This is a genomic window from Roseovarius carneus, from assembly GCF_020141465.1.
Classification (GTDB): Bacteria; Pseudomonadota; Alphaproteobacteria; order Rhodobacterales; family Rhodobacteraceae; genus Roseovarius; species Roseovarius carneus.
In genome coordinates this window covers 719032-744361 of record NZ_JAHSPD010000001.1, presented here as the reverse complement: position 1 = coordinate 744361, position 25330 = coordinate 719032, and the positions used below count along the sequence as shown (strand labels likewise).

The 25330-nt window shown below is 53.9% G+C and carries 24 protein-coding genes; 17 read left to right on the top strand and 7 right to left on the bottom strand.

Features of this window, described 5'->3' with window-relative positions:
- Window positions 1–560: 560 nt before the first annotated feature.
- The 3 genes from KUD11_RS03690 to KUD11_RS03680 are packed head-to-tail and all read left to right on the top strand — an operon-like array spanning window position 561 to window position 2229.
- Window positions 561–974 (top strand): hypothetical protein, encoded by a 414-nt coding sequence (locus KUD11_RS03690; RefSeq protein ID WP_146190858.1) that lies wholly within the window; start codon window positions 561–563, stop codon window positions 972–974.
- A gap of 4 nt (window positions 975–978) precedes the next feature.
- On the top strand, window positions 979–1605 hold the full coding sequence (locus KUD11_RS03685; protein WP_146190859.1) for a hypothetical protein: 627 nt from the start codon (window positions 979–981) through the stop codon (window positions 1603–1605).
- 42 nt (window positions 1606–1647) lie between these two features.
- Entirely contained in the window at window positions 1648–2229 is a 582-nt protein-coding gene (locus KUD11_RS03680) for a LabA-like NYN domain-containing protein (RefSeq protein WP_109386501.1), read from the top strand.
- Between the two features lie 135 nt (window positions 2230–2364).
- On the opposite strand, the gene KUD11_RS03675 is transcribed toward KUD11_RS03680, so the two are convergent.
- Genes KUD11_RS03675 through KUD11_RS03665 form a run of 3 tightly spaced genes read right to left on the bottom strand, consistent with a single transcriptional unit; the run spans window position 2365 to window position 5534 of the window.
- Complete coding sequence (locus KUD11_RS03675) at window positions 2365–3438, bottom strand: response regulator (protein WP_263478804.1); 1074 nt, start codon at window positions 3436–3438, stop codon at window positions 2365–2367.
- Complete coding sequence (locus tag KUD11_RS03670) at window positions 3360–4970, bottom strand: PAS domain S-box protein (RefSeq protein ID WP_224380143.1); 1611 nt, start codon at window positions 4968–4970, stop codon at window positions 3360–3362. Before KUD11_RS03670 ends, KUD11_RS03675 begins: the two co-directional genes overlap by 79 nt.
- A 3-nt stretch (window positions 4971–4973) precedes the next feature.
- Window positions 4974–5534, bottom strand: coding sequence for an oxidoreductase (locus tag KUD11_RS03665; RefSeq protein WP_109386505.1), 561 nt, complete (start codon window positions 5532–5534; stop codon window positions 4974–4976).
- A gap of 208 nt (window positions 5535–5742) precedes the next feature.
- On the opposite strand from KUD11_RS03665, the gene KUD11_RS03660 reads away from it, so the two are divergent.
- Window positions 5743–6381, top strand: a complete 639-nt coding sequence (locus KUD11_RS03660) for a response regulator (protein WP_181375311.1) — start codon at window positions 5743–5745, stop codon at window positions 6379–6381.
- A gap of 478 nt (window positions 6382–6859) precedes the next feature.
- Here the strand turns inward: KUD11_RS03660 and KUD11_RS03655 are convergent, their stop codons facing one another.
- The 3 genes from KUD11_RS03655 to KUD11_RS03645 are packed head-to-tail and all read right to left on the bottom strand — an operon-like array spanning window position 6860 to window position 9881.
- Window positions 6860–7717 carry an MBL fold metallo-hydrolase gene (locus tag KUD11_RS03655; protein WP_109386509.1) on the bottom strand — a complete coding sequence of 286 codons (858 nt, stop codon included), beginning with the start codon at window positions 7715–7717 and terminating at the stop codon, window positions 6860–6862.
- A gap of 11 nt (window positions 7718–7728) precedes the next feature.
- Window positions 7729–9075, bottom strand: a complete 1347-nt coding sequence (locus KUD11_RS03650; protein ID WP_109386511.1) for an aspartate aminotransferase family protein — start codon at window positions 9073–9075, stop codon at window positions 7729–7731.
- Window positions 9072–9881 (bottom strand): IclR family transcriptional regulator, encoded by an 810-nt coding sequence (locus KUD11_RS03645; RefSeq protein WP_109386513.1) that lies wholly within the window; start codon window positions 9879–9881, stop codon window positions 9072–9074. The genes KUD11_RS03650 and KUD11_RS03645 overlap by 4 nt, the downstream gene beginning before the upstream one ends.
- A gap of 116 nt (window positions 9882–9997) precedes the next feature.
- Here KUD11_RS03645 and KUD11_RS03640 point away from each other — a divergent pair, with 116 nt between their 5' ends.
- The 5 genes from KUD11_RS03640 (at window position 9998) to KUD11_RS03620 (ending at window position 15821) form a co-directional block, all read left to right on the top strand.
- The gene (locus KUD11_RS03640; RefSeq protein ID WP_109386515.1) at window positions 9998–10942 is read left to right on the top strand and encodes a tripartite tricarboxylate transporter substrate-binding protein; all 945 of its coding nucleotides are present in this window, start codon (window positions 9998–10000) and stop codon (window positions 10940–10942) included.
- Window positions 10943–11016: 74 nt separating this feature from the next.
- A complete protein-coding gene (locus tag KUD11_RS03635) occupies window positions 11017–11556 on the top strand; it encodes a tripartite tricarboxylate transporter TctB family protein (protein WP_109386517.1) in 540 nt (179 codons plus the stop codon).
- Window positions 11557–11571: 15 nt separating this feature from the next.
- The gene (locus KUD11_RS03630; RefSeq protein ID WP_109386519.1) at window positions 11572–13089 is read left to right on the top strand and encodes a tripartite tricarboxylate transporter permease; all 1518 of its coding nucleotides are present in this window, start codon (window positions 11572–11574) and stop codon (window positions 13087–13089) included.
- Between the two features lie 5 nt (window positions 13090–13094).
- Window positions 13095–14579, top strand: coding sequence for an aldehyde dehydrogenase (locus tag KUD11_RS03625; RefSeq protein ID WP_109386521.1), 1485 nt, complete (start codon window positions 13095–13097; stop codon window positions 14577–14579).
- Window positions 14580–14588: 9 nt separating this feature from the next.
- Window positions 14589–15821, top strand: coding sequence for a Tm-1-like ATP-binding domain-containing protein (locus KUD11_RS03620; RefSeq protein WP_109386523.1), 1233 nt, complete (start codon window positions 14589–14591; stop codon window positions 15819–15821).
- Window positions 15822–15878: 57 nt separating this feature from the next.
- On the opposite strand, the gene KUD11_RS03615 is transcribed toward KUD11_RS03620, so the two are convergent.
- A complete protein-coding gene (locus tag KUD11_RS03615) occupies window positions 15879–16346 on the bottom strand; it encodes a MarR family winged helix-turn-helix transcriptional regulator (protein ID WP_109386525.1) in 468 nt (155 codons plus the stop codon).
- A 95-nt stretch (window positions 16347–16441) separates the two neighbouring features.
- Here KUD11_RS03615 and hmgA point away from each other — a divergent pair, with 95 nt between their 5' ends.
- From hmgA to KUD11_RS03575, 8 genes are all read left to right on the top strand, one after another.
- Window positions 16442–17800 (top strand): homogentisate 1,2-dioxygenase, encoded by a 1359-nt coding sequence (gene hmgA / locus KUD11_RS03610; protein WP_109386527.1) that lies wholly within the window; start codon window positions 16442–16444, stop codon window positions 17798–17800.
- Window positions 17797–18432 carry a maleylacetoacetate isomerase gene (gene maiA / locus KUD11_RS03605; protein WP_109386529.1) on the top strand — a complete coding sequence of 212 codons (636 nt, stop codon included), beginning with the start codon at window positions 17797–17799 and terminating at the stop codon, window positions 18430–18432. Before hmgA ends, maiA begins: the two co-directional genes overlap by 4 nt.
- A 1-nt stretch (window position 18433) precedes the next feature.
- Entirely contained in the window at window positions 18434–19690 is a 1257-nt protein-coding gene (gene fahA, locus KUD11_RS03600) for a fumarylacetoacetase (protein ID WP_109386531.1), read from the top strand.
- A 12-nt stretch (window positions 19691–19702) separates the two neighbouring features.
- Window positions 19703–20653, top strand: a complete 951-nt coding sequence (locus KUD11_RS03595; protein WP_109386533.1) for an MBL fold metallo-hydrolase — start codon at window positions 19703–19705, stop codon at window positions 20651–20653.
- A gap of 22 nt (window positions 20654–20675) precedes the next feature.
- Entirely contained in the window at window positions 20676–22316 is a 1641-nt protein-coding gene (locus KUD11_RS03590; protein WP_109386535.1) for an FAD-dependent oxidoreductase, read from the top strand.
- Between the two features lie 2 nt (window positions 22317–22318).
- Complete coding sequence (locus KUD11_RS03585) at window positions 22319–22525, top strand: DUF2783 domain-containing protein (protein ID WP_109386537.1); 207 nt, start codon at window positions 22319–22321, stop codon at window positions 22523–22525.
- Window positions 22526–23021: 496 nt separating this feature from the next.
- Window positions 23022–23779 (top strand): IS5 family transposase gene (locus tag KUD11_RS03580; protein ID WP_109386539.1). Its coding sequence is split into 2 segments (ribosomal slippage): window positions 23022–23358 and window positions 23358–23779, totalling 759 coding nucleotides; the frame shifts between segments, so codons are not numbered across the junction.
- Between the two features lie 282 nt (window positions 23780–24061).
- Window positions 24062–25255, top strand: a complete 1194-nt coding sequence (locus KUD11_RS03575; RefSeq protein WP_109386541.1) for a rhamnan synthesis F family protein — start codon at window positions 24062–24064, stop codon at window positions 25253–25255.
- Window positions 25256–25330 lie beyond the last annotated feature (75 nt).

Genomic DNA, 25330 nt, shown 5'->3' with positions numbered 1-25330 from the left:
AAGACGCGCAGAAGGCGCTCACTAATAATAGCAGCGAAGAGGTAAAGCGGTTTCTGGCATCTGCCTTAAGGCCTGGATTAACCCGGATGCGTATGTCGACTGAAGGGAGGCTTATGTGGGCAAGGTGCGGGTGGACACGAAGCGACCATGTGAGCGCGCCTGCGCCAAGTCAGCTAAAAGAGCAGTAAAAGAATCTCGCAAATAAAGTTTCCATAAGAGCTAATAGGTATTGAGGGCTCACAAATCACCGACATTACGAAAACGAAATTAAGGCAGTTAGAAATATGCGTTTTAGGCGTAGACTTGGCCAAGCACGTACTGGCCAAGGGTAGAGCTGTTAATGCCGCTCGATTAACAGAAGGATAAAAACTTGTATCGTTAGATATAAATTTAAATCTTCGTAGACCCCATCTCATCTGTTGGCCCGCTTTCGCACTTAAGACGGGGTTCTCCGTGCGCTTCAACAAGGTCAAATTGACATTAAGTTTTCAATAACCGTAGAAGATTTTCCTTGGGAGCTAAGATTGGAGGAGGCTGTGTTAGACCATTCGACCTCTAATATGTCAGACCCTGAATGTGTACCCCAGACCATGGTGGCGCGATGTGCTATGGTATCCGGTGGCTTCTGGGCCATTGAGGATAGGGACGTCTACTATCTAAGTGGCCTTAATTCGGATCTGACGCGCTGGCGATCTATTTTGCAAGCATTGGGCCTGACGGTTTTCACCGGCCTCGATCGGCATGATCTGGGCGAAACTCCACTGATTATCCTCGATTCGCAAAGTTGGGAGCAGGATAATTGGGCAGGAAAAATAAATGCGATGCGCGCAAGCTATCCAGAGGCTGCGGTTTGCGTTTTGACAGGCTTCGCGCCGCATTGTCCGGACCCCGATGACTTTGAGTATTTAGAATTCAACGATGCCCGTGATGTGCTTGTGGCTGCCGGCATTTCTTTTGTTTCAATCGAAGGGTGATTGCATGACAGCCTTCAAAGTAATTCCTTTTCCTGGTGCGGACGAAAAATCACCCCATCCCGCCAACAAAAAGCCGAGCCGTCTTGTGCGCTGGCTGGGATTGGGCAATTCAGATCATGCATCGTCTAAGAGTCACCAGTGGGACGCGGACCCAAGCTCAACCGATTTGCGTGGCTCTGCCTGCATTATTGGCTTTACGCGGACTGAAGCGACAAGGATGATGCAGATGTTGCGTGATGCATCTGTAGAATCTTGTGCAACCTCCTGCAGTGCCGAAGATATCGCGCAATTGACCGAAGTGTCTAATACCTTCAGCCATATTGTCATCAACATTGATGCGTTCGACTCGGTCGATAGGGCAGTTGATACGCTCATGACGTTTCGCACTTCATTCCCAACTGTGCGGGTCCTGATGGTCTCTTCGGTTGTGCTGAATGATGATCTTGGTGGACATCGCAAACAAGTTGGTGATGTTACTCTACGCGCCCCGGTAAGTAGTGAGCGTTTGAAGATAGCGCTGCAAGCTGCTGACGCCAATAACCGCGATTGGACTGCCTCGATCACGCCATCGCAGTCGGAGCCGTGCCTGCAGTTCCCAAGAAGCACCTACCCCGAGGGTCTACCGGGATGACCGGTAGCCTTGAGCTTTGAGTAAAACGTAATTGGAGAAGTCATGTTTTATAAAGATGAGCGGCTGGCGATTTTCATTGATGGGCCAAATCTGTTTTCGACGTCTAAAGCACTAGGCTTTGATATTGACTATAAATTGTTGCGCAACGAGTTCGCCCGAAGAGGCCGGCTCTTATCTCTGCGCTACTACACGACCTTGCTTGAGCAAGATGATTTCGTTCCAGTTCAACCTCTTTTGGACTGGCTGCAATATAATGGTTTCTCGGTACACACGAAACCCGCCCGCGAATTCGTCGATGGGGCTGGTCAGCGAAAGATTAAAGGGAACATAGACGTGGAGCTGGCCGTCGATGCCGTCGAAATCGCTCCACATGTTGACCATGTCGTTCTTTTTTCGGGAAATGGAGATTTCCGGTCTCTTGTGGCGTGTTTGCAGCGCATGGGGCGGCGGGTGTCTATCGTTTCGACCGTCAAAACTTCCCCCGCGATGGCATCTGATGATCTGCGGCGGCAGGCAGACCACTTCATCGAACTTGACGCCCTGAAAGATATCATAGGGCGTCCACCCCGCGATTTTGATCTGAATGACGGGCAAATCAAAGTACCAGCAGAAGCCTTTAGTTAGCAGACCGTTTCGGAAAATATAGTTTGAATGACGTTCGCCTTTTATCAACAGTTGCAATTTAAAATGCTATTTATTTGCTTACGTTGTAACCGCATCAAGTAGTGACGATCGGTATATGTAGGGCCGCGTTTTGCTTCAGGCGCTGGATTTTTGCCGCCTGCCCATGCCCCGCGATCTTAGGTCTGTGAGAAACGCCTCCAGCAAGGCATCGCACTTGTCCAGATCGGTTACAGTCAAGTCTGGCCCTCCTGTGGTTGCGGCGGCCTCAAGATCGGCACATAGCGCGCTTAGCGATAGAGCGCCTATCATGCCCGCGTTGCCATTGATGTTATGCAGGATCGTGGCCGCTTCGGAGGTATCTCCTGCGACGAGCAGATCGCGTAATCTGCTAAGCTCGGCGCGGGTATCATCGACAAACTGGTCGATTAGATCTCTTAGATTATCCTCGCCGAGAGTCTCAATCAGATCGTCGATGGGGTTGTGAACAGTATCAGCCGTCTGGCAATCACCCTGTCTATCGCGCGCAAAAACCGAGCGCTGCAAAAGTTCTTGCATCATCTCAAGCCGGACCGGTTTTATCATCATTTCGTTCATGCCTGCGTGCTGGACAGCGGTGCGGATTTCATCAGACGCATGTGCTGTCAGACATACCATGTACCCCTGCATCAGACCGACTTCATAGATGGCTGACGCGGCCTCAAAGCCGTCCATCTTTGGCATACTGACATCCATCAGGATCAAATCATACGAAGTGTCGCGGCATTTCTCGACCGCTTGCATTCCGTCTTCAGCCAGCTCAAAGTCGCAGCCCAGTCGCTTAAGCATATGTCCGATCAAAGTGCGGTTCGTCTCATTGTCATCCACCACAAGCACCAATGGCTTGACTTCAGACGCTTTGTTACCGTCTGCTTTGGCCGATGGTACCGGCTCGGGGCCGCTTACGTCGTCGGGGGCGGCATCGAAGCGACACCGAAACGTAAAGACACTCCCTTTCCCCAAAACGCTTTCAACCGTGATTTCCCCACCCATTTTTTCGGCGGCCCGTTTGACGATCCCTAGCCCAAGGCCTGTTCCTTCAGAAACACGGGCATAGCCAGCGTCTCCGGTCGAGAAATCGTCAAAGATGCTGGTCAGCTTTGCGGGGTCAATCCCGATGCCTGTATCTTTGACGGCAATTTGAACATCTGCCTTGCCGTCGATCTCGACCATATCAACGCAAACGGTGATTTGGCCATTTTTGTGAATTTATTGGCGTTTGCCAGAAGGTTATCGAAGACTGATGTGAATAGGCATTGGTTGCCCAGCACACGCACCGGAACGTCCCGAGCCGTCTTGAGGACGATCTTGTTACCATTTTTCAAAAGCAGTGGCTCAAGCAGTGTAACAAGACCGAACAGCAACCCGGTCGGGGAGATAATATTGTTTTGTCGCACCACACGGCAGTCACTGAGGCGCGCCAGTTCAAGCGTGTTGTTTATCTGCTCCAACGCCTTCATGCCCGAGCGTTTTCCAAGCGTTAGAAGGTCTTTCTGATCCGGTGTGGTCATGTCAGTTTCTAACAGATCGAACGTTGCAAGCACACCCTGCAAAGGCGTTCGCATTTCGTGGCTCATGACGGCCAGAAACTGCTGCTTGGCCATTGCGTCTCGCTTGGCAATCTCGGCCGTGCGGCGCAACTTTTCTTCGGCATTGATCCGCGGGGATATGTCCCTTAACACACTGATAAAGATCTTCTCGTCTTGGTCGCCCCTGCTTGAGGCAATAGTGACTTCCACCGAAAATTCGCGGCCGGCTTTATCGCAGACTGCCATTATATGGCGGCCCGAATTGATCCACTTGCTTTGGCCCGTTTCAAGGTAGGTCTTTATGCACTCCAGATGTGCGTTTCTCGTTCGCGCTGGAATGAAGAGCTCTTCCATTTTCGCGCCAATTGCTTCGGTTGCCGTGTACCCAAAGATGGTTTCGGCAGCTGCATTATAAGCCGCAATGTGACCACTTGCACTTGTGATCACCACTGCATCTTGGGACGCGTCGATCACCCCTTGAAGGCTTTCTGCCGTGCGCTCAGTGACCACCACCTTGCTTTTTAAACGCTGGTATACAAGCGTGGTAAGGGCCATTTTGACCATAAGTAACGCGACCACCAGATAGAGAAGCTCAGCATGGCGAAATATGATCGTGAGCATTGTATCGCGTTCGTGGGTGGCCTCTTGGACAAGCAAAGCCAAGGACATTGTCGAGTATCTGCGTATATCATCTTCTACGATGTCAGCCTGTGCCAGAAGCTCCGCTAAATTAGTCTCGCTCAGCGTCTCTAGCGTATCAATCTGGAGCGCAAGGGCATCTCTATGGTCTGTAAGCCGCTCAAGAATAGAGCGCGTCTTGTGGTCTTGGCCTTTTGAATCCGACCCATAAAGCGCGCGATTTACGTTCAGCCTGCTATAATAAATGTCAAACGATCGCTTGATTGCTTCTGGGCTAACGGCTTTTCCGGCGCGCGAATTTGCCAAATCGCGTGCCAATGACAGCCGCAAATTTTGATAGTCTACTTCGAGTTGGGTAATCGGCCAGGCACCATTGTCAGACCTTACATACTTAAAGTCATCTGCCGTATTTTTCAGATTGCTATAATAAAAACCTAGAAAAATTAGCATCAAAGGGACCAAAACTAGGCATGTTACAATAGCCCAGTTCGGCACCATTTTGTCGTACCATTTCGCACGTCTTGTATGCTCAAACATGGATCAGCCTGTGGTAACAGTGAGCTTTTCCAACTGCCAGATGCTCATCGCGTAAATTTTTTTGGTACGAAAGGTAATATCGGAATCGTATGGAAATATGACCCACAAGGGGCCTTTTTGACGGAGTCCAAACGGTGCCCCGTCCAGACGGTTGGCAATAATGGGTGCGTTATCAAGAATATATTCTTGCGAAATGCTTGCTTCATATTTGTTTATGGCCATGGCGGTGATGTTGCCCGGCCCTGCTCCGACACGGTCAAGAACGCTGCGTAGCGTCGGCCCTGAAAATGTACTGATGCTATCGGTCCAGACAGTCGAGGTTTCAAACGAAACGCTGGGCAGATCGCCAAGCATTGCGTCATCAAATACCGCAGTGCCGCCCCCATTCGTGATGGAAATGTCGCCGTCTATCGTCAGTGTCACTGGCCCTACCGGTTGGGGTAAGGGCGTTTCTTGCGCGCGCAGTAAGTGGCCGGACAAGATCAGAAGCGGTGCCGACAACACAAGCGAGCGCCGCGCGGCGTTGACCGTTTCACGTGCCTTATTTCTGGGGCGTGCCGTCATCGTGATGTCTCCCCGTAAGGATTATGCAAAGATACTCCGCCTTGTTGCATAGTTGCCGAAAGAATCTAAAGATATCTTTAGATACAAAATCAAGCCTAGAGATAAAATCTTTTGGGCTAATGAGAAAATTTTCGGCCTATCTTCAATCTTAGCTCCCATTTAGATAGCGGTTGAAAATGCAAGAAAGGTTGAAGAAATGAGCGCTGCTATGTTCGATTTTCCACACAATGCGAGTATTTCAATTCTCATTGCGGATGATCACCAACTGGTGCGCGACATGATCGGTGCGTTCATCGACGCCCAGCCTGATTTCGATATAACCGCAGTATCAAGCTACCCCGAAGCACTTGAAGCTTTGAGCGCAAACAAAGCTTTTGACGTTGTCCTGCTGGATGTGAAGATGCCTGGCATGGACGGCATAAGCAGCCTCGGAGCTCTTGTCAGAAAATTCCCAGAAACTGCAATTGTTGTTTTTTCGGGAAGCACAACCGACGAATATGTGAAAGATGCACTGGAGCAGGGAGCGAGAGGGTATATTCCCAAAACACTCCCTTTCAAGTCTCTGTTGAACACGATCCGCCTTATTGCCTCGGGCGAAGTGTTTATCCCGTCGTCCTTCCTAAACAGTACAGCAGAGGCCGGCGGGGCCATGAATTTTGGGTTGTCGCAGAACGAGCTGAAAGTACTTCGCAAAGTTTGTGCTGGACAGTCGAACAAGGAAATCGCCCGCGATTTGCAAATGACTGAGGTGACTGTAAAAATGCACATGCGGGGCATTTGTAACAAGATGGGCGCAAAAAATCGAACCCAAGCCGCCGTGATCGCCTTGCGCGAGCAAATAGCCTGAATGCGTGAGCTAAGGGGGGATCGGTGTGCTTGAAGCCCGAACCCGTTCGCAAGACAAGCTGGGCGCTTCCTTGATCTATGACAGTATGGACTCTGCCTTAAAATCCAGGCTGTGAACCCATCTGGAGCGCCATGCCGGGCGCGATGGCCTTCAGTCAACCGGCCTGACGCAATCCAATACCAGCGCTTGTTCGGCATCATGCCATCAGGGGCCGCGGATCAGTCACTTCTTTGCGCCAATCGCGGCGACGGACCTCCAACCGCTCCTCGCGGTAGATTCAGTGCAGGAATTCGTAGTTTACTTGGCCCGTGGAAATTTGCGACTGCGATCTGTCCACTCGATGACGATGTGACTAACGCTTCTTGCATCTTTCACGCTTCACACGCGGCGGTGAACCGTCTCTAGCGGCTGTACCGTCTGTTTGTGGACTGCTTAAAGCGTATCGCGCTCAATTGAATTCAGTTAAACGCGATACGCTCTAGAGGTCTATCCTTATCCCATCGTACCCAACGCTTAGCGGACCGTCCCAATGTGGGGCAACGGCGTCTTGCCAGTCTTGCTCACCATAACTGGGGTCATCAGACGGGATCAGATGCGACAGGGCCAGCCGTTTTACGCCCGCGTTTTGCGCTGTTTTTGCGGCGTCATGGGCAAAGCTATGAGAGCGCAGCCAATGCGCCATCAATTTATCCGATCCGTTACCAACCCGCTCCATCAGGGCAGGCAGTGCGGATTCCAACATGGCTTCGTGGACCAGCAAATCTGCACCGCGGGCAAAGTCTTCAAGCGCTCCAATTGGTGCTGTGTCGCCAGAGAAAACCACGTGAGTGGTTGTCGTTTTGAACGCGTAGGCAAAGCAATCAATCAGGGGTGGGTGCTGCGTGCGCAGGGCAGATACGGCGATACCGCCGTGTTCCATCACCGTGCCTGCGTCCACAACATGAAAGGTGATCAGATCGCGTAAGTCGGGGCGCCCTTCATCCTCGGTGCGCAGGTCGATGTCGGCCTTCATGGAGGCCAGGAAACCGGTCCAATAGTCCGCAAGCCCGTCTGGGCCGTAGATATCTATGGGTGTCTTCAGCCCCGCAGTCCACGCCGTGTGGATCAGTGGCCCAAGCTCAAGATAATGATCGGAATGGAGGTGGCTGATGAAAATCAGCGACAGATCCTTAAGTTGCATGCCCTGATCGACAAGCCCCTTTGTCACCCCAAGCCCGCAATCCAAAACGATCTGATGACCGTTCAGGCAGATCAGGTTCGACGTTGGCATGGATGATCCAGGCCGAATGGCAGGCCCGCCTTTGGTCCCCATAAGGGCTATATAGTCTTGCGTCATGTCGTGGCCCTTCAAATGGCTGAGAAACCTGCATCGAGTGCGGAGAGGATCGTGGTGGTCTCTGCTTCGGTGATAATCAAGGGCGGTGACAGGATCAGGTTCGCGCCGGACACCCGCACGATCGCACCATTCTGATATGCGATCTCTTGCACTGTGGTGGCGGTGCCCGCGTCGATGGGCTTTTTGGAGGTGCGGTCGCTGACCATCTCAATGGCCGTCATCAACCCGTGCCCGCCCCGCACATCGCCAATGATGTCATGCTTTTCCATCAACGCTTTGCACCCGTCGAACAATTGCGTGCCACGGGCGGCAGCGTTCTCGACCACGTTCAGGCGGGCGATTTCCGTCAAGCAGGCTAGCGCTGCCGCAGCCCCTACAGGGTGGCCGGAATAGGTGTAACCGTGACCGATCTTGGCGGATGGGTTGCCCTCGAAGACCTCGATCATCCGCTCGCCCAGCATCACGGCACCAAACGGGAAATAACCGTTCGTTATTGCCTTGGCCGTGGCCATCATATCGGGCTTGATGCCCCAAAGCCGCGCACCAGACCACGCACCCGTGCGCCCAAAGGCGGTGATGACTTCATCCGTGATCAGAAGGATACCATTGCGGTTACAAACCTCTTGCACCATCGGTGCGAAGGACTTGTGTGGTGGAATAACGCCACCTGCCCCAAGGATCGGTTCCATAATCATCGCGGCAATCGTGCTTGCACCTTGGAATGCGATTTCATCCTCAAGGGCCTGCACGCACAAATGCGCTAGCCTTTCAGGGTCGGTTTCATTGAAAGGGTTGCGGTAAGTATAGGGCGCGGGGATATGGAAGCAGCCGGGCAACAGCGGCTCATAGGCGGTGCGGAAATTAGCGTTACCGTTGACGGAGGCCCCGCCCATATGGGTTCCGTGGTAGCCCTTCTTGAGGCTTAGGAATTTCGTGCGTCCGGGTTCACCGCGCAACTTATGATATTGCCGCGCAAGGCGTAACGCGGTCTCAACAGAGTCCGACCCTCCAGAGGTGAAGAACGCGCGGCTCAGACCATCAGGCGCGAAAAATTCGCTCAGCTCATAGGAGAGCTCAATGGCTGCGTCGTTGGATGTGCCACGGAACGTGGAGTAATAGGGCAATTGGTCAAGCTGTGCCGCAATTGCATCTTTCACAGGCTGGCAGGAATAGCCCAAGTTTACATTCCAAAGACCGCCAACACCGTCCACCACGCTGTGTCCGTCGATATCGGTGATGTTCACACCATGCGATCCAGTGATGATCTTTGGTGGCTGGTCGATGGTATCTTTGGGTGACGTCATCGGGTGCCACATCAGGCGACCGTTATGTTCTTTGAGGAAGTTTGAATCTTTCATGATGTGGTTTCCACTTCAGTTTGGGATGCAATGGAATTTGACCATGCAATTTCTACGGAGGGTGGGATGATCCCCCCCCAGCTTTTGGTGATGTCACGGCTGGCCATGATCAGCTCGGTCATGATGATGCGTTCGAGTTCGGGGGCGAAACGTGAGGCGACGCTTGCCACTGAAACAGCACCAGAAAACCCGCCGGTTTGATCGAATATCGGTGCGGACAGGCTGTGGATTTCAGACTCGAAACGTCCTTCAGAGCGGGCAAAACCTGTGGCGCGCGCCTCGTCGATCAAGGCCTGCAACATATCCGGCGTTGTCGGCGTGACATCGGTATAGGGTGACAGGTTTTTGCAGGCGGTGTCGAACAAGCACTCTGGTCCGAAGGCCAGCGCGCAGAACCCCGATGCCGTGGCGTGAAGCGGGAATGTTGTTATATCGATGACGGCCCGCGTGCTGTGCTTCGGCGATTCGCAGGACACCAGCGCGAACAAGCTTGTGCCCGACAAAACCGAAACGTGGGCCGTTTCGCCAGTTTTATCAGCAAGGGTATGTACGGGGGCCTCTGCGCCCGCCTTGCGCGGCACGGTTGCCTCTCTCATGCGGCCAAGCTGCAAAAGGGTAGGACCAAGGCGATAATGCTTGGTCGTTACATTTTGCTCAACAAAACCAGCGGCTTCTAAAATCTGAAGATGCCGATATGTCGTCGCTTTGTCACGCTTCGCCAGCTTGCCCATATCCGACAAGCCGATTTCGGGCTGCGCCTTTGAAAAGAGCGACAGCAGTTCGAGTGCTTTGGACGCAGATGACATTTTGCGAACGGTCCTTTCTGTGTTTCAGAAAAAATTTGACACATGCAAGTGAACGGGGGCAAGCTGTTTTTTAATAACATCGGTTCAAAATATGAACCACCTACAGGGAGACTACAATGCCAAAGTTTACAAAACCAGTCACTGCGATGGCGCTCGTGCTCGCGGCTTTTGCAGGCTCTGCACAGGCAGAATATCCGGAGAAGCCAGTCGAATTTGTTGTACCGTGGCCTCCGGGTGATCTTGAGGATGTGCTGACGCGTATGATTGCGGAAGATTTTTCCGAAGCCTACGGGGTGCCAACAGCAGTTGTGAATAAACCGGGTGGGGGCGGCGGGCCGTTTCCCGGCGCTATCGAAGTGGCAAATGCCCCCGCTGATGGCTACACGATCGGTTCATTCATCATCGCAATCCCTGTTGTCGGCCCTCAGCTCGGCATTCCAGAGCTGAACCCTGACCCGTTTGTGCCACTCGGCAACTTCCTGACATATCCGTTCGTAATCGCAGCCAGCGCTGACGCACCCTACGATGACATGGCGGGGCTGGCGGCATATGCACAAGAAAATGACTTGGCTCTCGGTCACTTCGGTGCGCCCCTGGTGCCAACTCAGGTGACGTTTGGTCTTGCTTCGGAAATGGGCTTTGCCTTTGCGTCTGATGCGGCCTTTGACGCGCTGGACTGCAACACTTTGGCGTCTGGCGATGTGGACGTTATCAACACCACATTGCAGCTGATCCTGCCATGCCTCGACGACGTCAAAGTGCTCGCATCCATCGGCAGCGAGCGCATCAACCTCACACCTGACACACCAACAGTTGCAGAACTGGCGCCTGATTTGGATGTGTCGTTGTGGAACGGTCTGTTTGTTCATGCCGACACACCACAGGACGTTCAGGACAAGATCATCGCTGTTGCAGAAAAGACCATGATGTCTGATCGCGCGCAGGCATTGGCCGCCGAAACAGGGGCTTCGATCTACTGGCAGCCTGCAGCTGAGGTCGTGATGCAGATTGAAAAGGACATCGCTACGATGGCCGTTATCGAAGCCATGTTGGCCGAATAAGATCTGTGCAAAATCCGGGTCGGGCAACCACTGTGGTTGCCCGACCGCGCAACGCCTCCCAGCGGAAACCGTCCATGTCGCGTGTGAAAACCCTTCAGACCTTGTTCAAACGGTATCGCCGTCCGGGAGACATTGTGTTCGCCTGGTTTGTATTTTTGGCGTCGGTTTTTCTGTTGTCGCAGATCATGGATCAAACGACGTGGCGATCCGGCAACAAGCTGTTCGCGCAGCCGCGCTTTTGGCCCGCTGTATCCTTGGGTGGCATGGCCGTTTTTGCCGGATTTCATTTGTTGGGGTCGGCCCTATCTGAACGTATCGAAGGGCGTTGGCGCGAAGTCTGGCTGTGGATTTGCGCCTTGGAATACGCCGTGTGGTTTATCGCCTATGCAAGCACGGTTCCCTACACGGGCTACCTTTTGACGACTGTTATCTTTGCGGTCGCTCTTGCTTTGCGGGTTGGATACCGACGCCTGTTAATCATTATTTCTGCGGCCATATTCGCCGTCGTCATTGTTGTTCTGTTCAAGACTTTGCTGCAGGTCAACCTTCCTTCCGGGCTGATCTATGAATACCTGCCTGACGGGGTGCGTCAGATCATGCTGACCTATTTTTGATCGGACGCCAGCGACATGGAAAATATATTTTCTGGCCTCGAAATGCTCACCCGTTGGGACGTGATTATTGCCTTGTTTATTGGGTCTATCGGCGGTGTCATTATCGGTGCCATACCCGGTGTCGGGCCTGCTGTTGCCATCGCGATCTTGTTGCCAGCGACGTTCTCGCTTGATCCGATTGTAGGTCTGACCATGCTTTTGGGGATCTACGGATCGTCCATGTATGGTGGTGCGATCCCTGCGGTTTTGATCAACACCCCCGGGACGGCGGTCAATGCGCTGACGTCCTATGAGGGTTATCCCATGACCAAAAATGGAGAGGCCCACCGCGCCGTGTCGCTGGCCTATTCGGCGTCGTTCTGGGGTGGGATTTTCGGCATCGGCTGCTTGATCTTGCTGTCGCCTGTGCTGGCGATCATCGCCCCGATGTTTGGCAGCCGAGAAATTTTTCTCGCCGCGTTGCTGGGTATTATCCTTGTGGTGTTGGCGCACAGGGGGCAGATTTTTGCCGCCGGAATGCTTGCTATGTTCGGGATCTTCTTGCAGACCGTGGGTTTGGATGCGGTCACCTATACGCACCGCTATACTTTCGGGTATTCGTTCCTGAGTTCGGGTGTGAACCTGATTGTGGCCGTTTTGGGCCTGTTCGCGCTCAGCCAGGCGTTCTTTTTGCTTACAGCGCCGGATTCCAGCCCAGACGCGAAACCTGTCAGCGGGAAAATGAGCGCGGGTATCAAAGAACTCCTCAAGCATAAACGCGTGGCTACAGTCGCATCTGGTTTCGGCGTGATCCTTGGCATGATCCCTGGCACTGGCGAATTCACCGCCCAATTCATGAGTTACACCTACGCGCAAAAGACATCCAAAAACCCTGAGAAATTTGGCAAAGGCTCCCCTGAGGGGTTGATCGCATCCGAAGCCGCAAATAATGCGGTGCCTGCCGCCGCGATGATCCCGTTGCTGGCGCTTGGCATACCGGGTGAGGCGCTAACAGCGATGATGCTATCGGTGTTTTACGTGCATAACGTCATCCCCGGCCCGCAGCTTTTCCAGAACAATATTGATCTGGTCTATGGGCTCTATTTCGCGCTCATCGCGCTAAATGTGATTGTGATGGTGTTCTTGTTGTTCTCGACCAACCTGCTCACCAAAATCATCCGCATCCCGACGCGCCTGCTTGGCGTTATGATCCTGCTGCTTTCGTTCGTAGGTGTCTATTCCTTGCGCAACTCACTGACCGATTGCATGATCGCTGCGGGGTTTGGCGTGCTTGGTTTGGTTTTGAAACGCATGAACCTGCCAATTGTTCCGATCATTCTGGGCATAGTGCTTGGCGGCATCATGGAGGTCAAACTCCGCTCGGCATTGCCGCGCCTGCAAACCCCGTTCGATATGATCGAGCGCCCGATTGCATTCATCATATTTGCGATCATTGTTTTCGTACTTGCCATGCATCTTCGCACGTTGATCAAGGAATTCCGTGCCCATCAGCCGGACGAAGATCACGACATGCATGACAGCCAAACACGGTAGGACATATGGACCAGACCAAGATCGACGCGCTTCGTGCGCAGCCCGCTGCACCGTTTGTGCACCTGATTGACGGCAAGCATGTTGCGGCCAGTGATGGTGGCACGATGGACATAATTTCGCCCATCGACGGACAGGTGTTGACGACCACTGCGCGGGGCACGGCCGTTGATATGGAGGCCGCGATTGCCTCGGCGCGCGCCGCGTTTGAGGACGGGCGTTGGGCCGGACAGCCGCCTGCCGCGCGCAAGAAAGTTCTGATGAAATGGGCCGATCTGATTGAGGCTAACGCGCTAGAACTTGCCGTGTTGGGTGTGCGCGACAATGGCACTGAAATCAGTATGGCAATCAAGGCTGAACCGGGATCAGCAGCGGCGACCATCCGCTACTACGCCGAAGCTTTGGATAAGCTGTATGGCGAGATTGCACCGACGTCTGGCGATGTGTTGGGCCTGATCCATAAGGAGCCGGTTGGCGTTGTTGGCGCGATCATCCCGTGGAACTTCCCAATGATGATTGGCGCATGGAAACTGGGGCCGGCGTTGGCCATGGGCAATTCGGTTGTGTTGAAGCCGTCTGAAGCTGCGTCGCTGTCGTTGATGCGCATGGCTGACCTGGCGCTTGAGGCGGGATTGCCGCTGGGCGTTTTGAACGCGGTGACAGGCGAGGGCAAAGTCGTGGGCGAGGCCTTGGGCCTGTCGATGGACGTCGATGTTTTGGTCTTTACCGGATCAGGCGGCACGGGTCGGCGGTTGATGGAGTATGCAGCGCGCTCCAACATGAAGCGTGTCTATCTGGAGTTGGGCGGTAAATCCCCCAACATCATTTTCGCGGACGCCCCCGATCTGGACGAGGCTGCGAAAGTCGCGGCCGCGGGGATTTTCCGCAATTCCGGTCAGGTGTGCGTGGCAGGATCGCGGTTGCTGGTTGAGGCATCCGTTCATGATGATTTCGTCGCCGCGGTCACTAACGCGGCTGAGGCCATGCGTGTCGGTGATCCATTGCGGATGGATACCCATATCGGCGCGATCAATTCAGATGCGCAGTTGCAGGCCAACCTTGGCTTCGTGGAAACAGCCAAAGCCGAAGGTGGGCAAATCGTCACCGGTGGTGGGCGCATCTTGCAAGACACGGGTGGCTATTACATGGCACCAACGATCATAACGGGTGTCACCCCCGATGCGACATTGGCCCAAAAAGAGGTGTTCGGCCCTGTCTTGAGTGTAACGTCTTTCACCACCGATGAGGAAGCCGTGAAGATTGCCAATGCCACCGTTTACGGGCTTGCGGGCGGCGTGTGGACTTCAAACCTGAGCCGCGCGCACCGCATGGTGCGCAATGTCCGCACAGGCGTCATGCATGTGAACACTTATGGTGGTGCAGACGGCACAGTGCCGCTGGGCGGTGTTGGGCAATCAGGCAATGGCGCGGATAAATCCCTGCATGCCATCGACAAATACATCAACCTGAAGACTGCCTGGATCAAGCTTTAGGAGGCTTTCATGACCACCAAAACCATTCTTGTGATCGGAACTTATGACACCAAAGACGACGAATTGGACTATTTGGCTGGCGTCATCCGCAACCAAGGCGGGCAAGTCCTGACAATGGATGTGTCGGTGTTGGGCGATCCAACCAAGCCGACTGACTTTTCCAAACATGACGTGGCCGAGGCGGGCGGCAGTTCGATTGCCGAAGCGATCGCGACCAAGAACGAAAACGTCGCGATGCAAATCATGGGGAAGGGAGCCGCCCTTTTGGCAGCGCGGCTGTACCGCGAAGGCTGTTTCGACGGGACGATCGTTTTGGGAGGCTCCATGGGAACCGATCTGGCGCTTGATGTGACATCGGCGCTGCCTTTGGGGGTTCCGAAGTATATCGTATCCACGGTATCATTTTCCCCGCTTATCCCCCCAGAGCGGTTGGCCGCAGATACACAGATGATCCTTTGGGCTGGCGGTCTTTACGGCCTGAATTCGGTTTGCAAGGCGTCGCTGAGTCAAGCGGCTGGCGCTGTTCTTGGCGCGGCAAACGCTGTTGAAAAACCTGATCTGACCAAGCCGTTGATTGGTATGACATCGCTTGGCAAAACCGCGTTGACATACATGGTCGCTCTGAAGCCGGCATTGGAAGAACGCGGGTTCGAGGTTGCTGTGTTCCATGCGACCGGCATGGGGGGGCGGGCGTTTGAGAGCCTTGCCGCACAGGGTGCATTTGCCTGCGTGTTCGACTTTTGCACGCAAGAATTGGGCAATCATATCCACGGCTCCAACATTTCGGCTGGGGCAGATCGTTTGACCAATGCAGGGATCGTCGGCACACCGCAAATCGTTTCGGCAGGTTGCTATGATCTGGTCGATATTGTGGGGTGGCAAGGACTGCCAGACAAATGGGCAAACCATCCTAACCACGCCCATAACCGTCTGATCACGTCCATCGTTTTGGACAACGACGAACGCGCCGCCGTCGCCCGCGCACACTCTGAGCAGCTGCAAACAGCGAAAGGCCCAATTGCGTTCTTGATGGCCGAACACGGGTTTGGTGAATGGGATCGAAAGGGCGGCGATCTGCATGATCAGGACGGACTGGATGCGTTCTTGAATGAGTTGCAAGCGACACTGCCTGCCAACGTCGAGGCTCATAAGGTTGCAGGGCATATCAACGACGCTATTTTTGCCGATACGGCTCTTGCGATTTTTGATGACTGGTGCGCGCGGGGTATCGTCAAAAGCTAGCGACGTTTTGCTTGGCCGGTTAGCTTAGCTTAGAGCGTGTCGCGTTTAACGGAGGCATCATTCGATATCCTTTGGCAGTTCAGCAATTTGGCGAAGGCATTGGCGCAGAATTGCGTTTTCCTCTGACGTGAACTGTGCGGACAATTCGCGGTCAAATTCCCCAGCTTTGCCGCACAGGGTATTGTAGGCTTGGTAGCCTCTTGTCGTGAGGGACAGTGTTTCAAAACGGCGATCATCAAGGTCTTTGACGCGTTCCAAAAACCGCATGGTTTCAAGGCCACTAACCGCGCGGCTTACCTTGGTTTTATGGGTTCGTGCGCGGTCGCAAATGCTGCGTGCAGTCATGTCGCCATAGCGGCCCAAGTGAAACAACACCCGCCATTGCGTTCGGCTCATGCCGTATTCGGTTTTGTAACTTTCTTCGAAGCGGCGGCTTGTGACTTCGCCTGCGATGTTCAGCAAATAGGGTAAGAAGTTCTTGAGGTCGAATTCTTCGATATTTTCACTCGGGGCGGTTTCTGACACGTTAGATTTCCATTGATAGTTACATTTTCAACTAATATCTAAAATATAGTTTCACCTGCAACGATTCGATTTGATCTACCTCAAGGAGTGATTTCATGAACAAACAGTCACCAGCGTCCTTGAGTGTGGCGCAGACACCTGTCGGTACGACCGAAGGCTATATGCCGGGGTTCGGGAATGATTTTGAAACCGAAGCTCTGCCCGGTGCGCTGCCCCAAGGCATGAACAGCCCGCAGAAATGTAATTATGGTTTGTATGGCGAACAGCTGTCGGGAACGGCCTTCACAGCACCCAGCCATCAAAATGAACGCACTTGGTGCTACCGCATTCGCCCGTCGGTGAAACATTCGGGTCGCTATCAACGTATCCAGTTGCCTTACTGGAAATCCGCGCCGCATGTGATTGATGATGTTGCCAGCCTTGGTCAGTATCGCTGGAACCCCTTGCCCCATAGTGATCAGCCGATGACATGGCTGACAGGGATGCACACGATGACCACTGCGGGTGATGTGAACACGCAAGTTGGGATGGCGTCCCATGTCTATCTTGTGACGCAAAGCATGAAGGACGCATATTTCTATTCCGCCGACTCAGAGCTCCTTGTTGTCCCGCAAGAGGGGCGTCTTCGGTTCTGTACGGAATTGGGCATCATTGATTTGGAACCCAAAGAGATTGCGATCATTCCCCGTGGTCTGGTTTACCGTGTCGAAGTAATTGAAGGCCCTGCACGCGGGTTTGTATGCGAAAACTACGGGCAAAAATTTGAACTCCCTAGTCGGGGACCGATCGGAGCCAACTGCATGGCCAACCGCCGCGACTTCAAAACGCCTGTTGCCGCCTTCGAGGACCGCGAGGTGCCCAGCACCGTGACGATGAAATGGTGCGGCCAGTTCCACGAAACCAGGATCGGTCAAAGCCCGCTGGACGTTGTCGCATGGCACGGAAATTACGCGCCGGTCAAATACGACCTGCGCAATTATTGCCCGATTGGATCGATCCTTTTTGATCATCCTGACCCGTCGATCTTTACGGTTTTGACCGCCGCGTCCGGTGTGCCCGGCACGGCCAATATTGATTTCGTGTTGTTTCGCGAACGCTGGATGACGATGGAGGATACGTTCCGTCCGCCGTGGTATCATAAGAACGTCATGTCCGAGATGATGGGCAACATTTACGGTCAATATGACGCCAAGCCGAATGGCTTTGCGCCCGGATCTGTCAGCCTGCACAATATGATGATTCCGCACGGTCCCGACATGGATGCGTTCGAAAAAGCGTCGAATGCTGAACTGAAGCCTGAAAAGCTCGATGATACAATGTCGTTCATGTTCGAAACCCGTTTCCCCCAGCACCTGACGGAATTTGCCGCCAAAGAGGCGCCGATGCAGGACGATTATATTGATTGCTGGACGTCGCTTGAAAAGAAATTTGACGGTACGCCCGGTAAAAAATGAAGCTCTATTCATACTGGCGATCCACGACATCCTACCGTGTGCGTGCCGCGCTGAACCTGAAGGGTTTGGTGTATGATACTGTGCCTATTGATCTGGTGGCTGGGGATCAGCGCGCGCCCGAATATACGGCGCTGAATGCAGGCAAGGGCGTGCCGACGCTGGTGCTGGATGATGGCAGCGTGCTGACGCAATCCATGGCGATCCTTGAATATATCGACGCGACGTGGCCCGAACCGCAATTGATCCCCAGCGATCCAGTATTGCGTGCGCGGGTGATGGCGGTGGCGCATACCGTCGCGATGGATATTCATCCAGTGAACAATCTGCGCCTGATTGGGCAGTTGAAATCGCGGTTTGGTGCGACGCCTGATCAAGCGAAAGACTGGATGTGCCACTGGATGAACGAAGGGTTCACCACACTTGAGGCGGTGCTGCCCGGTGGTGATGCCTTTGCCTTTGGTGATACCCCGAACATTGCCGATATCTGCATCACCGCCCAAGCCTACAATGCTCATCGTTGGGGTGTTGATCTGATGAAATTCCCGAACACCGCGCGTATTGAACGGTTATGCCTAGGCGTTCCCGCTATTTTCGATGCGCATCCTGATAATCAGCCTGATGCGAAAGTATGATATGACCTTGATGAAAAGCTGGGTGACCAGCGCCAATTCCGCCGACACACCTTTCCCGCTTAACAACCTGCCATATGGCGTGTTTTCCACGGATGGCGACGACGCGCGCTGTGGTGTGGCGATTGGCGATATGATCCTTGATATGGCCGCGTTGGAAACCGCTGGCCTCATCAAACTGGACGATGACGGCGCATTCGACCTGCCATTCTGGAATGATGTGATGGAACTCGGGCCAGACGTGTGGGCAAAGCTGCGCGCGCGCCTGATTGAGATGCTGGCAGACGGATCAGCGGACCAAGCCGCGATTGAACCCTATTTGATCCCGCAGGTCGACGCTGAATTACACATGCCATTGATGGTTTCTGAGTTCACCGATTTTTACGCAGGCCGTCAGCACGCGCAAAACATGGGCGCGATCCTGCGAGGCTCTCCCGATCTGCCGGCCAACTGGCTGCACATCCCGATTGGCTACAATGGCCGCGCGTCGTCTGTCGTGGTCTCGGGCACCGACATTCACCGCCCCAATGGCCAGTCCAAAGCGCCCGATGCCGAGATGCCGTCATTCGGCCCGTCCAAACGGTTGGATATTGAGCTGGAAATGGGCGCGATTGTCGGCACATCGTCTGAATTCGGCGCACCGATCACCGTGGATCAGGCAGACGCGATGATCTTTGGCTATGTGTTGCTGAACGACTGGTCCGCGCGAGACATTCAGGGCTGGGAATACCAACCGCTTGGGCCTTTTCAGGGCAAGGCGTTCGGTACGTCGATTTCCCCATGGATCGTGACGACTGCCGCGTTGGAACCGTTCCGCACGGCGACGCCCGCGCGTGAAAAGGAGCTGTTGCCGTATCTGGACGGCACCATCGACGGGTTGTTCGATATCGAACTAGAAGTGTTGATGCAGCCCGAAGGGGCTGTCAAAGCGACGTTACTGTCCAAGACCAATTACAGCCGGATGTATTACTCAGCTGCTGAACAGCTGTGCCACCATGCAAGCGGTGGATGCGGTATGAATTCCGGTGATCTGCTGGGGTCTGGCACGATTTCGGGACCCGAGAAGTCTGAATATGGATCGCTGATGGAACTCAGCTGGGCCGGGCGCGAACCCTTCACGCTCGACACCGGCGAGACCCGCACATTCATCGAAGACAACGACACGTTGATCCTGCGCGGTGCCGCGAAGGGCGACGGTTATCAAGTCGGGTTTGGGGAGTGCGTCGGCACGATCCTACCGGCAGTAAAATTCCCCGCATAAAGGACCAAAACAATGGCAAAAGCATTCGCATCCCAAGGGGATATGACCGAGAAAAAGATCACGTTTGACGAAGTCGGCGAGGGTCTGTGGGCGTTTACCGCCGAGGGCGACCCGAACTCCGGCGTGATTATCGGCGACGACAGCGTCATGATCGTTGAGGCACAGGCAACCCCGCGTTTGGCCAACAAAGTCATCGAAAAGGTGCGCGACGTCACCGATAAGCCGATCAGCCACGTCGTGCTGACTCATTATCACGCGGTACGTGTGTTGGGGGCGTCTGCATATGGGGCCGATCAGATTATCATGTCTGATACAGCCCGCGCCATGGTCGAAGAACGTGGACAAGAAGACTGGGACAGCGAATTTCAACGCTTCCCGCGCCTGTTCGAAGGCCACGAGTCCATCCCCGGCCTGACCTATCCCACAACGACATTCAGCGATGCCATGACGGTTTACCTGGGCAAACGTCGTGTCGACATCAAACACCTTGGCCGTGCGCACACGGCCGGGGATGCGGTTATTCATGTTCCCGATCAAAATGTTATGTTCACTGGCGACATCGTCGAAGACCATTCCGCCTGCTATTGCGGCGACGGCTACTTTGGCGATTGGGGCCAGACCCTCGACAACATCAAAGCCTATGATGTTGACGCAATTGCACCCGGTCGCGGGGCCGCGTTGATCGGAAAAGATGCCGTTGAACGCGCCATTGAGAGCACCCGTGACTTCGTAAACAGCACGTTTGAACCCGCCAAAAAGGTCGCCATGAAGGGTGGTTCACTGAAAGATGCGTGGGACGCGGTGCGCGCCGAATGCGATCCGAAATTCAAGGATTACGCCATCTACGAACATTGCCTGCCGTTTAACGTCAGCCGCGCATATGACGAGGCCCGCGGCATCTGGCACCCCCGCATCTGGACCGACAAGCGCGATCTGGACATGTGGACGCAGTTGCAGGGTTAAGCCGGCTTTAGGAGGATACCACATGGTCGACGCTCGTTACGACATCGCGTTCAAGCTCTACCCCTACGAAAAGGTAGCGGCGATGAATGCCGCCCCTGTGCGTCATCCCGTCGTTATTGTCGGGGGCGGTCCTGTTGGGATGGCCGCCGCTCTGGATTTGGGGCGCAAGGGCACGCCGGTGCTGGTGCTGGATGATCATGAAGGCGTGGGGCAAGGCAGCCGCGCCATCTGCTTTGCCAAACGCACGCTTGAGATTTGTGACCGGATGGGCGCGGGCCAGGCGATGATCGACAAAGGCGTCATCTGGAACGTGGGTAAAGTGTTTCATGGTGACGAGAGGGTATTTGAATTCAATCTTCAGCCCGAAGACGGACATAAGGTGCCTGCATTCATCAATCTGCAACAACCCTATTTTGAGAAGTTCCTCGTGGATGAAATTCGGGTAGCGCAGTCACAGGGTGCCCCAATTGAGATTCGTGGTCGGAACGCTGTGACAGGCGTGACGCAGCAAGACGATCACGTGGTGCTCAATCTCGAAACACCGGACGGCCCCTACAGCCTTGAGGCCGATTGGCTGATCGCCTGTGATGGTGCGCGCTCGCCCATGCGCGGTATGTTGGGGCTGAGCTTTGATGGGCGCGTGTTTGAGGATAATTTCCTGATCGCCGATGTTAAAATGAAAGCGGACTTCCCGACCGAACGGTGGTTCTGGTTTGAACCGCCCTTCAAGGATAGCGGCGCGTCCGCGTTGTTACACAAACAGCCCGATGATATTTGGCGGATCGATTTCCAGCTTGGCTGGGATATTGATCGCGCCAAGGAATTGAAGCCCGAGAATATCCGCGCCCGCGTTGATGCCATGCTGGGCGAGAATGCGGATTACGAGTTGGAATGGACGTCGATTTACACGTTCCAGTGCCGCCGTATGGAGAAATTCCGCCACGGGCGTGTCTTGTTTGCAGGCGACAGCGCGCATCAGGTTTCGCCGTTTGGCGCGCGTGGCGCAAATTCTGGTGTACAGGATGCCGACAATCTTGCGTGGAAGCTTGATCTGGTCGTCAAAGGCCTCGCACCCGACAGCCTGCTCGACAGCTATTCGGAAGAACGCGTGCATGGCGCAGATGAAAACATCCTTAATTCCACCCGTGCGACCGACTTTCTGACCCCGAAAAGCGAGATCAGCAAGATCTTCCGAAATGCGGTTCTGGAATTGGCACAAGCCCACGCATTCGCCCGGCCTTTGGTGAACTCTGGCCGCCTTTCAGTGCCGTGTGTTTATGACGGGCTGTCGTTGAACGGGCCGGATCAATTGGATGGACCAACACGCAGCCGCGTGGGGGCCACATGCGCTGATGCACCAATGGCGGATGGATTCTTGCTGGATCATCTGGGCGGTGACTTTGTTATTTTGGCGATCAATACCGCGTCGCCGGACATAGCGGATGTCGATGGTATTCCCATCCGTACAATTCAACTGAATACGACCCGCGATGATCCAAAGGGCGCCATTGCCGCCCGCTATCTGGGGAATGCGCCAAGCGGTATTTATCTTATCCGCCCGGACCAACATGTTGCGGCGCGCTGGGCTCAAGCGTATGCCGCAAACATCAAAACAGCCGTGCGAACGGCAACAGGACAGCTTGCAATGGTACAGGGGCAGTAAAAATGGATATCAACCTGAACGCCAACATCACCGACCCCGACGGGTTTTATGATGAATTGCTGAGCGCACATGAGGGACTTAGCAAGCAGCAAAGCGATGCGCTCAACGCGCGTTTGATTTTGGTTCTGGCCAACCATATTGGTGACCGAGCCGTCTTGCGGCAGGCATTGCAGACCGCATGCGTGAGTGGACCGCAACGCAGGCTATAATTGGCAACGCAGTCTTTGATGCTGGCCTGAATTATGCGTTTCCTAAGGTGCATCTGTTGGTTTTTATGGGCAATATTTTGGGTAAATCGGGCATCGCGCGCGGATCGTTTGTAAGCGCGCGGTGATAGTTTGTCTGCATGACGGGTGGGCGAGGAGCTAGGCCACTATCCTAAGTTATAGCGGGTTTTCTGCGGCGTTGGATAACACCCCCATCCGCCGCTGGCATAAGCCGAATCTGGACATAATAGGGTCAGAGCCGGTTTACGCGGGTTATCATCTGGTTGGGCTTAGGGCGTCCGGTGGATACAGGGCATTCCTGCGACAAGAACTTGGCGTTTTCTTATGTAAAAACGGACGCTTTGCACATACTGACCATATATGTTGCGAGTGTTTCGAGAAAACAGTGCCTCAGGTTTTTCTCGAAATGCTTTAGGGTCAAGACCCATTGATTTCCGGCTGATGGCATGATTCACGGCTCAAAAAGCGAGCGGTGAGCATGTCTGATCTTTTCTGGTTGAGCGACGCGCAGATGGCGCGTCTTGAGCCATTCTTTCCCAAGTCCCACGGCAAGCCACGCGTTGATGGCCGACGGGTGCTGAGTGGGATTATTTTCATCAATCACAATGGCTTACGATGGCGTGATGCGCCTACTGCCTATGGCTCACACAAGACGCTCTATAACCGTTGGAAAGGGTGGAGCGATAAGGGCATCTTCGCCCGGATGATGGCCCGTCTGGCCTCGGCACACGGCGAACAGAAGACGGTTATGATCGATGCCACCTATTTGAAGGCCCACCGAACAGCGACCAGTATGGGCGTCAAAAAAGGGGGCGTGGACGTCTGATTGGGCGAACTAAGGGCGGCATGAATACCAAGCGGCATACCATTTGCGACAGCCAAGGACGCCCGCTTGATCTGTTTGTAACCGCCGGACAGGTGAGTGATTACATCAGCGCGCGCGCCTTGCTCAGCGGACTACCCAACGTTGACTGGCTGCTCGGCGACCGCGGATATGACGCCGACTGGTTCAGGGAAGCGTTGAAAGACAAAGGGATACGCGCATGTATCCCGGGCCGAAAACAACGCAAGAAGACCGTCAAGTACGACAAACGCAGATACAAACGACGCAACCGGATCGAGATCATGTTCGGTAGGCTCAAGGATTGGCGGCGCGTGGCGACAAGATATGACAGATGTCCCAAAGTCTTCTTATCCGCAATCGCTCTCGCGGCACTTGTCATCTACTGGCTTTGATACTCAATGAGCCCAGACCCTAGTCAACGTGCGTTTATTGTGAGCATGGGAGGGTCCAGAGCAGGAGGCCACCGGGATTTGACCGTGTTTTTTGAGCTCAAGCAGCCCCATAGACTATGAGCGATACAAATCTTAACGTGTCGTGCAAATGTTGTTTTCGACGGTGACAAAATTTGCCTTAGAAAATGCCGTTTTCCTGAAAGCGCATCAGACTATGGAGTTTGGCGGCCTTCTACGATTATAGATGCCCAAACACGTCTGAGAAAAGAATGAGGCCAGAAGATGAAAGTAATTCCGCTGTGGAAATTGAAGCGCGAATTGCTGCGGGTGGTCCATCAAGCCCTGGCAGTTTACCGGGTGGCTTGGGACTTTATGACGTTAACCATCCGTTATGACATCAAAGCAGCGCGGGCGCGTAAGGTGCATGAAGGCCATGTGCCTCTGGTGAGCGAGGCGGCGATCTATTTGATTTTCCCGTCTAAGGGCCTGCTGGCATCGCATCTTGACCTTCTGAAGCAGCTTAACACTGATGGCATCAGCCCAATTCTGGTGTCAAACCTGCCTCTATCCCAAGAGGATATTGCCATCCTCACTCCGCTTTGCACGAAAATTATAGAACGGCCCAATACCGGGTATGATTTTGGCGGCTATCGCGATGGGGTCCTAAACCTGGCGGACGATCTGCATAGTCTTGAGCGCCTTTACCTCTTGAACGACTCATGCTGGATGATTGATGCGCCGCGCAGCTGGTTCGAAGCGGTGCGCGACGCAAATGTGGATTTTTGTAGTGCGACTGCACACTACTCGATTAAGCCGCATAAGGCCGATGAATTCCGCAACATCAAATGGACTTACACCACTGGCCTGCCTTATTTTCATTATGGTTCGTACGCTTTGGCAATGAGGACTCCAATCTTACGCGATCCAGGATTTCGGAAGTTTTGGCGCAAGTTTCGATTATCTGATAATAAAAGTACTACGGTACGCCGAGGCGAGATCGGCTTGACGCAATGGATGCTGCGGCGCAAGTGTTATAGCCATTTGGCAACTTGCCCGACCACCGACATAGACAGAGAAATTTCAGCATTGGACGATGCCGAGCTAGATGCTGTTGCACACCATCTGGTGATCCCCTTTACGCCAAAACTTCAGGCGAAGCGTGATGAGGTGATTATGCGTCCAGTGAGCAGCCCCGAAGGCCGGTCTGATCGGATAAAAATCACACTCACGTCAATCAGCTCGCAAGGCATGAGTTATGTAATGCCATATTACAATTTACGGTATCGCGATTTCCAATTCGTTAAAAAATCACCACTTTGGGAATCGCAGGCTGGATCGGATACAATGTTGGACCTGCTGGAGCGCTTGGGCGGCCCAATGGGTAAAAATGCCGCGCGCGAGGCGCGTATGCTTAGGCCTGATGCGTGGCCAAAAGCAAATGCAGACAAGAAAATGGAACGCCAAAGCGGCGCCTAAAGCGTTCCGAGAAAAACCTGAGGCACTACTTTTCTCGAAACGCTTTAAGACATCAACGATGATAAATTAGGCGTT

Excerpts from the sequence above, each read along its gene's own strand:
- KUD11_RS03625 (WP_109386521.1), top strand. The coding sequence starts at position 13,095 with ATGGACCAGACCAAGATCGACGCGCTTCGTGCGCAGCCCGCTGCACCG.
- maiA (WP_109386529.1), top strand. The coding sequence starts at position 17,797 with ATGAAGCTCTATTCATACTGGCGATCCACGACATCCTACCGTGTGCGT.
- KUD11_RS03595 (WP_109386533.1), top strand. The coding sequence starts at position 19,703 with ATGGCAAAAGCATTCGCATCCCAAGGGGATATGACCGAGAAAAAGATC.
- KUD11_RS03685 (WP_146190859.1), top strand. The coding sequence starts at position 979 with ATGACAGCCTTCAAAGTAATTCCTTTTCCTGGTGCGGACGAAAAATCA.
- KUD11_RS03680 (WP_109386501.1), top strand. The coding sequence starts at position 1,648 with ATGTTTTATAAAGATGAGCGGCTGGCGATTTTCATTGATGGGCCAAAT.
- KUD11_RS03645 (WP_109386513.1), bottom strand. The coding sequence starts at position 9,881 with ATGTCATCTGCGTCCAAAGCACTCGAACTGCTGTCGCTCTTTTCAAAG.
- KUD11_RS03665 (WP_109386505.1), bottom strand. The coding sequence starts at position 5,534 with ATGACGGCACGCCCCAGAAATAAGGCACGTGAAACGGTCAACGCCGCG.
- KUD11_RS03585 (WP_109386537.1), top strand. The coding sequence starts at position 22,319 with ATGGATATCAACCTGAACGCCAACATCACCGACCCCGACGGGTTTTAT.
- KUD11_RS03590 (WP_109386535.1), top strand. The coding sequence starts at position 20,676 with ATGGTCGACGCTCGTTACGACATCGCGTTCAAGCTCTACCCCTACGAA.
- KUD11_RS03650 (WP_109386511.1), bottom strand. The coding sequence starts at position 9,075 with ATGAAAGATTCAAACTTCCTCAAAGAACATAACGGTCGCCTGATGTGG.
- KUD11_RS03690 (WP_146190858.1), top strand. The coding sequence starts at position 561 with ATGTCAGACCCTGAATGTGTACCCCAGACCATGGTGGCGCGATGTGCT.
- fahA (WP_109386531.1), top strand. The coding sequence starts at position 18,434 with ATGACCTTGATGAAAAGCTGGGTGACCAGCGCCAATTCCGCCGACACA.
- hmgA (WP_109386527.1), top strand. The coding sequence starts at position 16,442 with ATGAACAAACAGTCACCAGCGTCCTTGAGTGTGGCGCAGACACCTGTC.
- KUD11_RS03670 (WP_224380143.1), bottom strand. The coding sequence starts at position 4,970 with ATGTTTGAGCATACAAGACGTGCGAAATGGTACGACAAAATGGTGCCG.
- KUD11_RS03655 (WP_109386509.1), bottom strand. The coding sequence starts at position 7,717 with ATGACGCAAGACTATATAGCCCTTATGGGGACCAAAGGCGGGCCTGCC.
- KUD11_RS03675 (WP_263478804.1), bottom strand. The coding sequence starts at position 3,438 with ATGGTCGAGATCGACGGCAAGGCAGATGTTCAAATTGCCGTCAAAGAT.
- KUD11_RS03630 (WP_109386519.1), top strand. The coding sequence starts at position 11,572 with ATGGAAAATATATTTTCTGGCCTCGAAATGCTCACCCGTTGGGACGTG.
- KUD11_RS03620 (WP_109386523.1), top strand. The coding sequence starts at position 14,589 with ATGACCACCAAAACCATTCTTGTGATCGGAACTTATGACACCAAAGAC.
- KUD11_RS03660 (WP_181375311.1), top strand. The coding sequence starts at position 5,743 with ATGTTCGATTTTCCACACAATGCGAGTATTTCAATTCTCATTGCGGAT.
- KUD11_RS03640 (WP_109386515.1), top strand. The coding sequence starts at position 9,998 with ATGCCAAAGTTTACAAAACCAGTCACTGCGATGGCGCTCGTGCTCGCG.
- KUD11_RS03575 (WP_109386541.1), top strand. The coding sequence starts at position 24,062 with ATGAAAGTAATTCCGCTGTGGAAATTGAAGCGCGAATTGCTGCGGGTG.
- KUD11_RS03635 (WP_109386517.1), top strand. The coding sequence starts at position 11,017 with ATGTCGCGTGTGAAAACCCTTCAGACCTTGTTCAAACGGTATCGCCGT.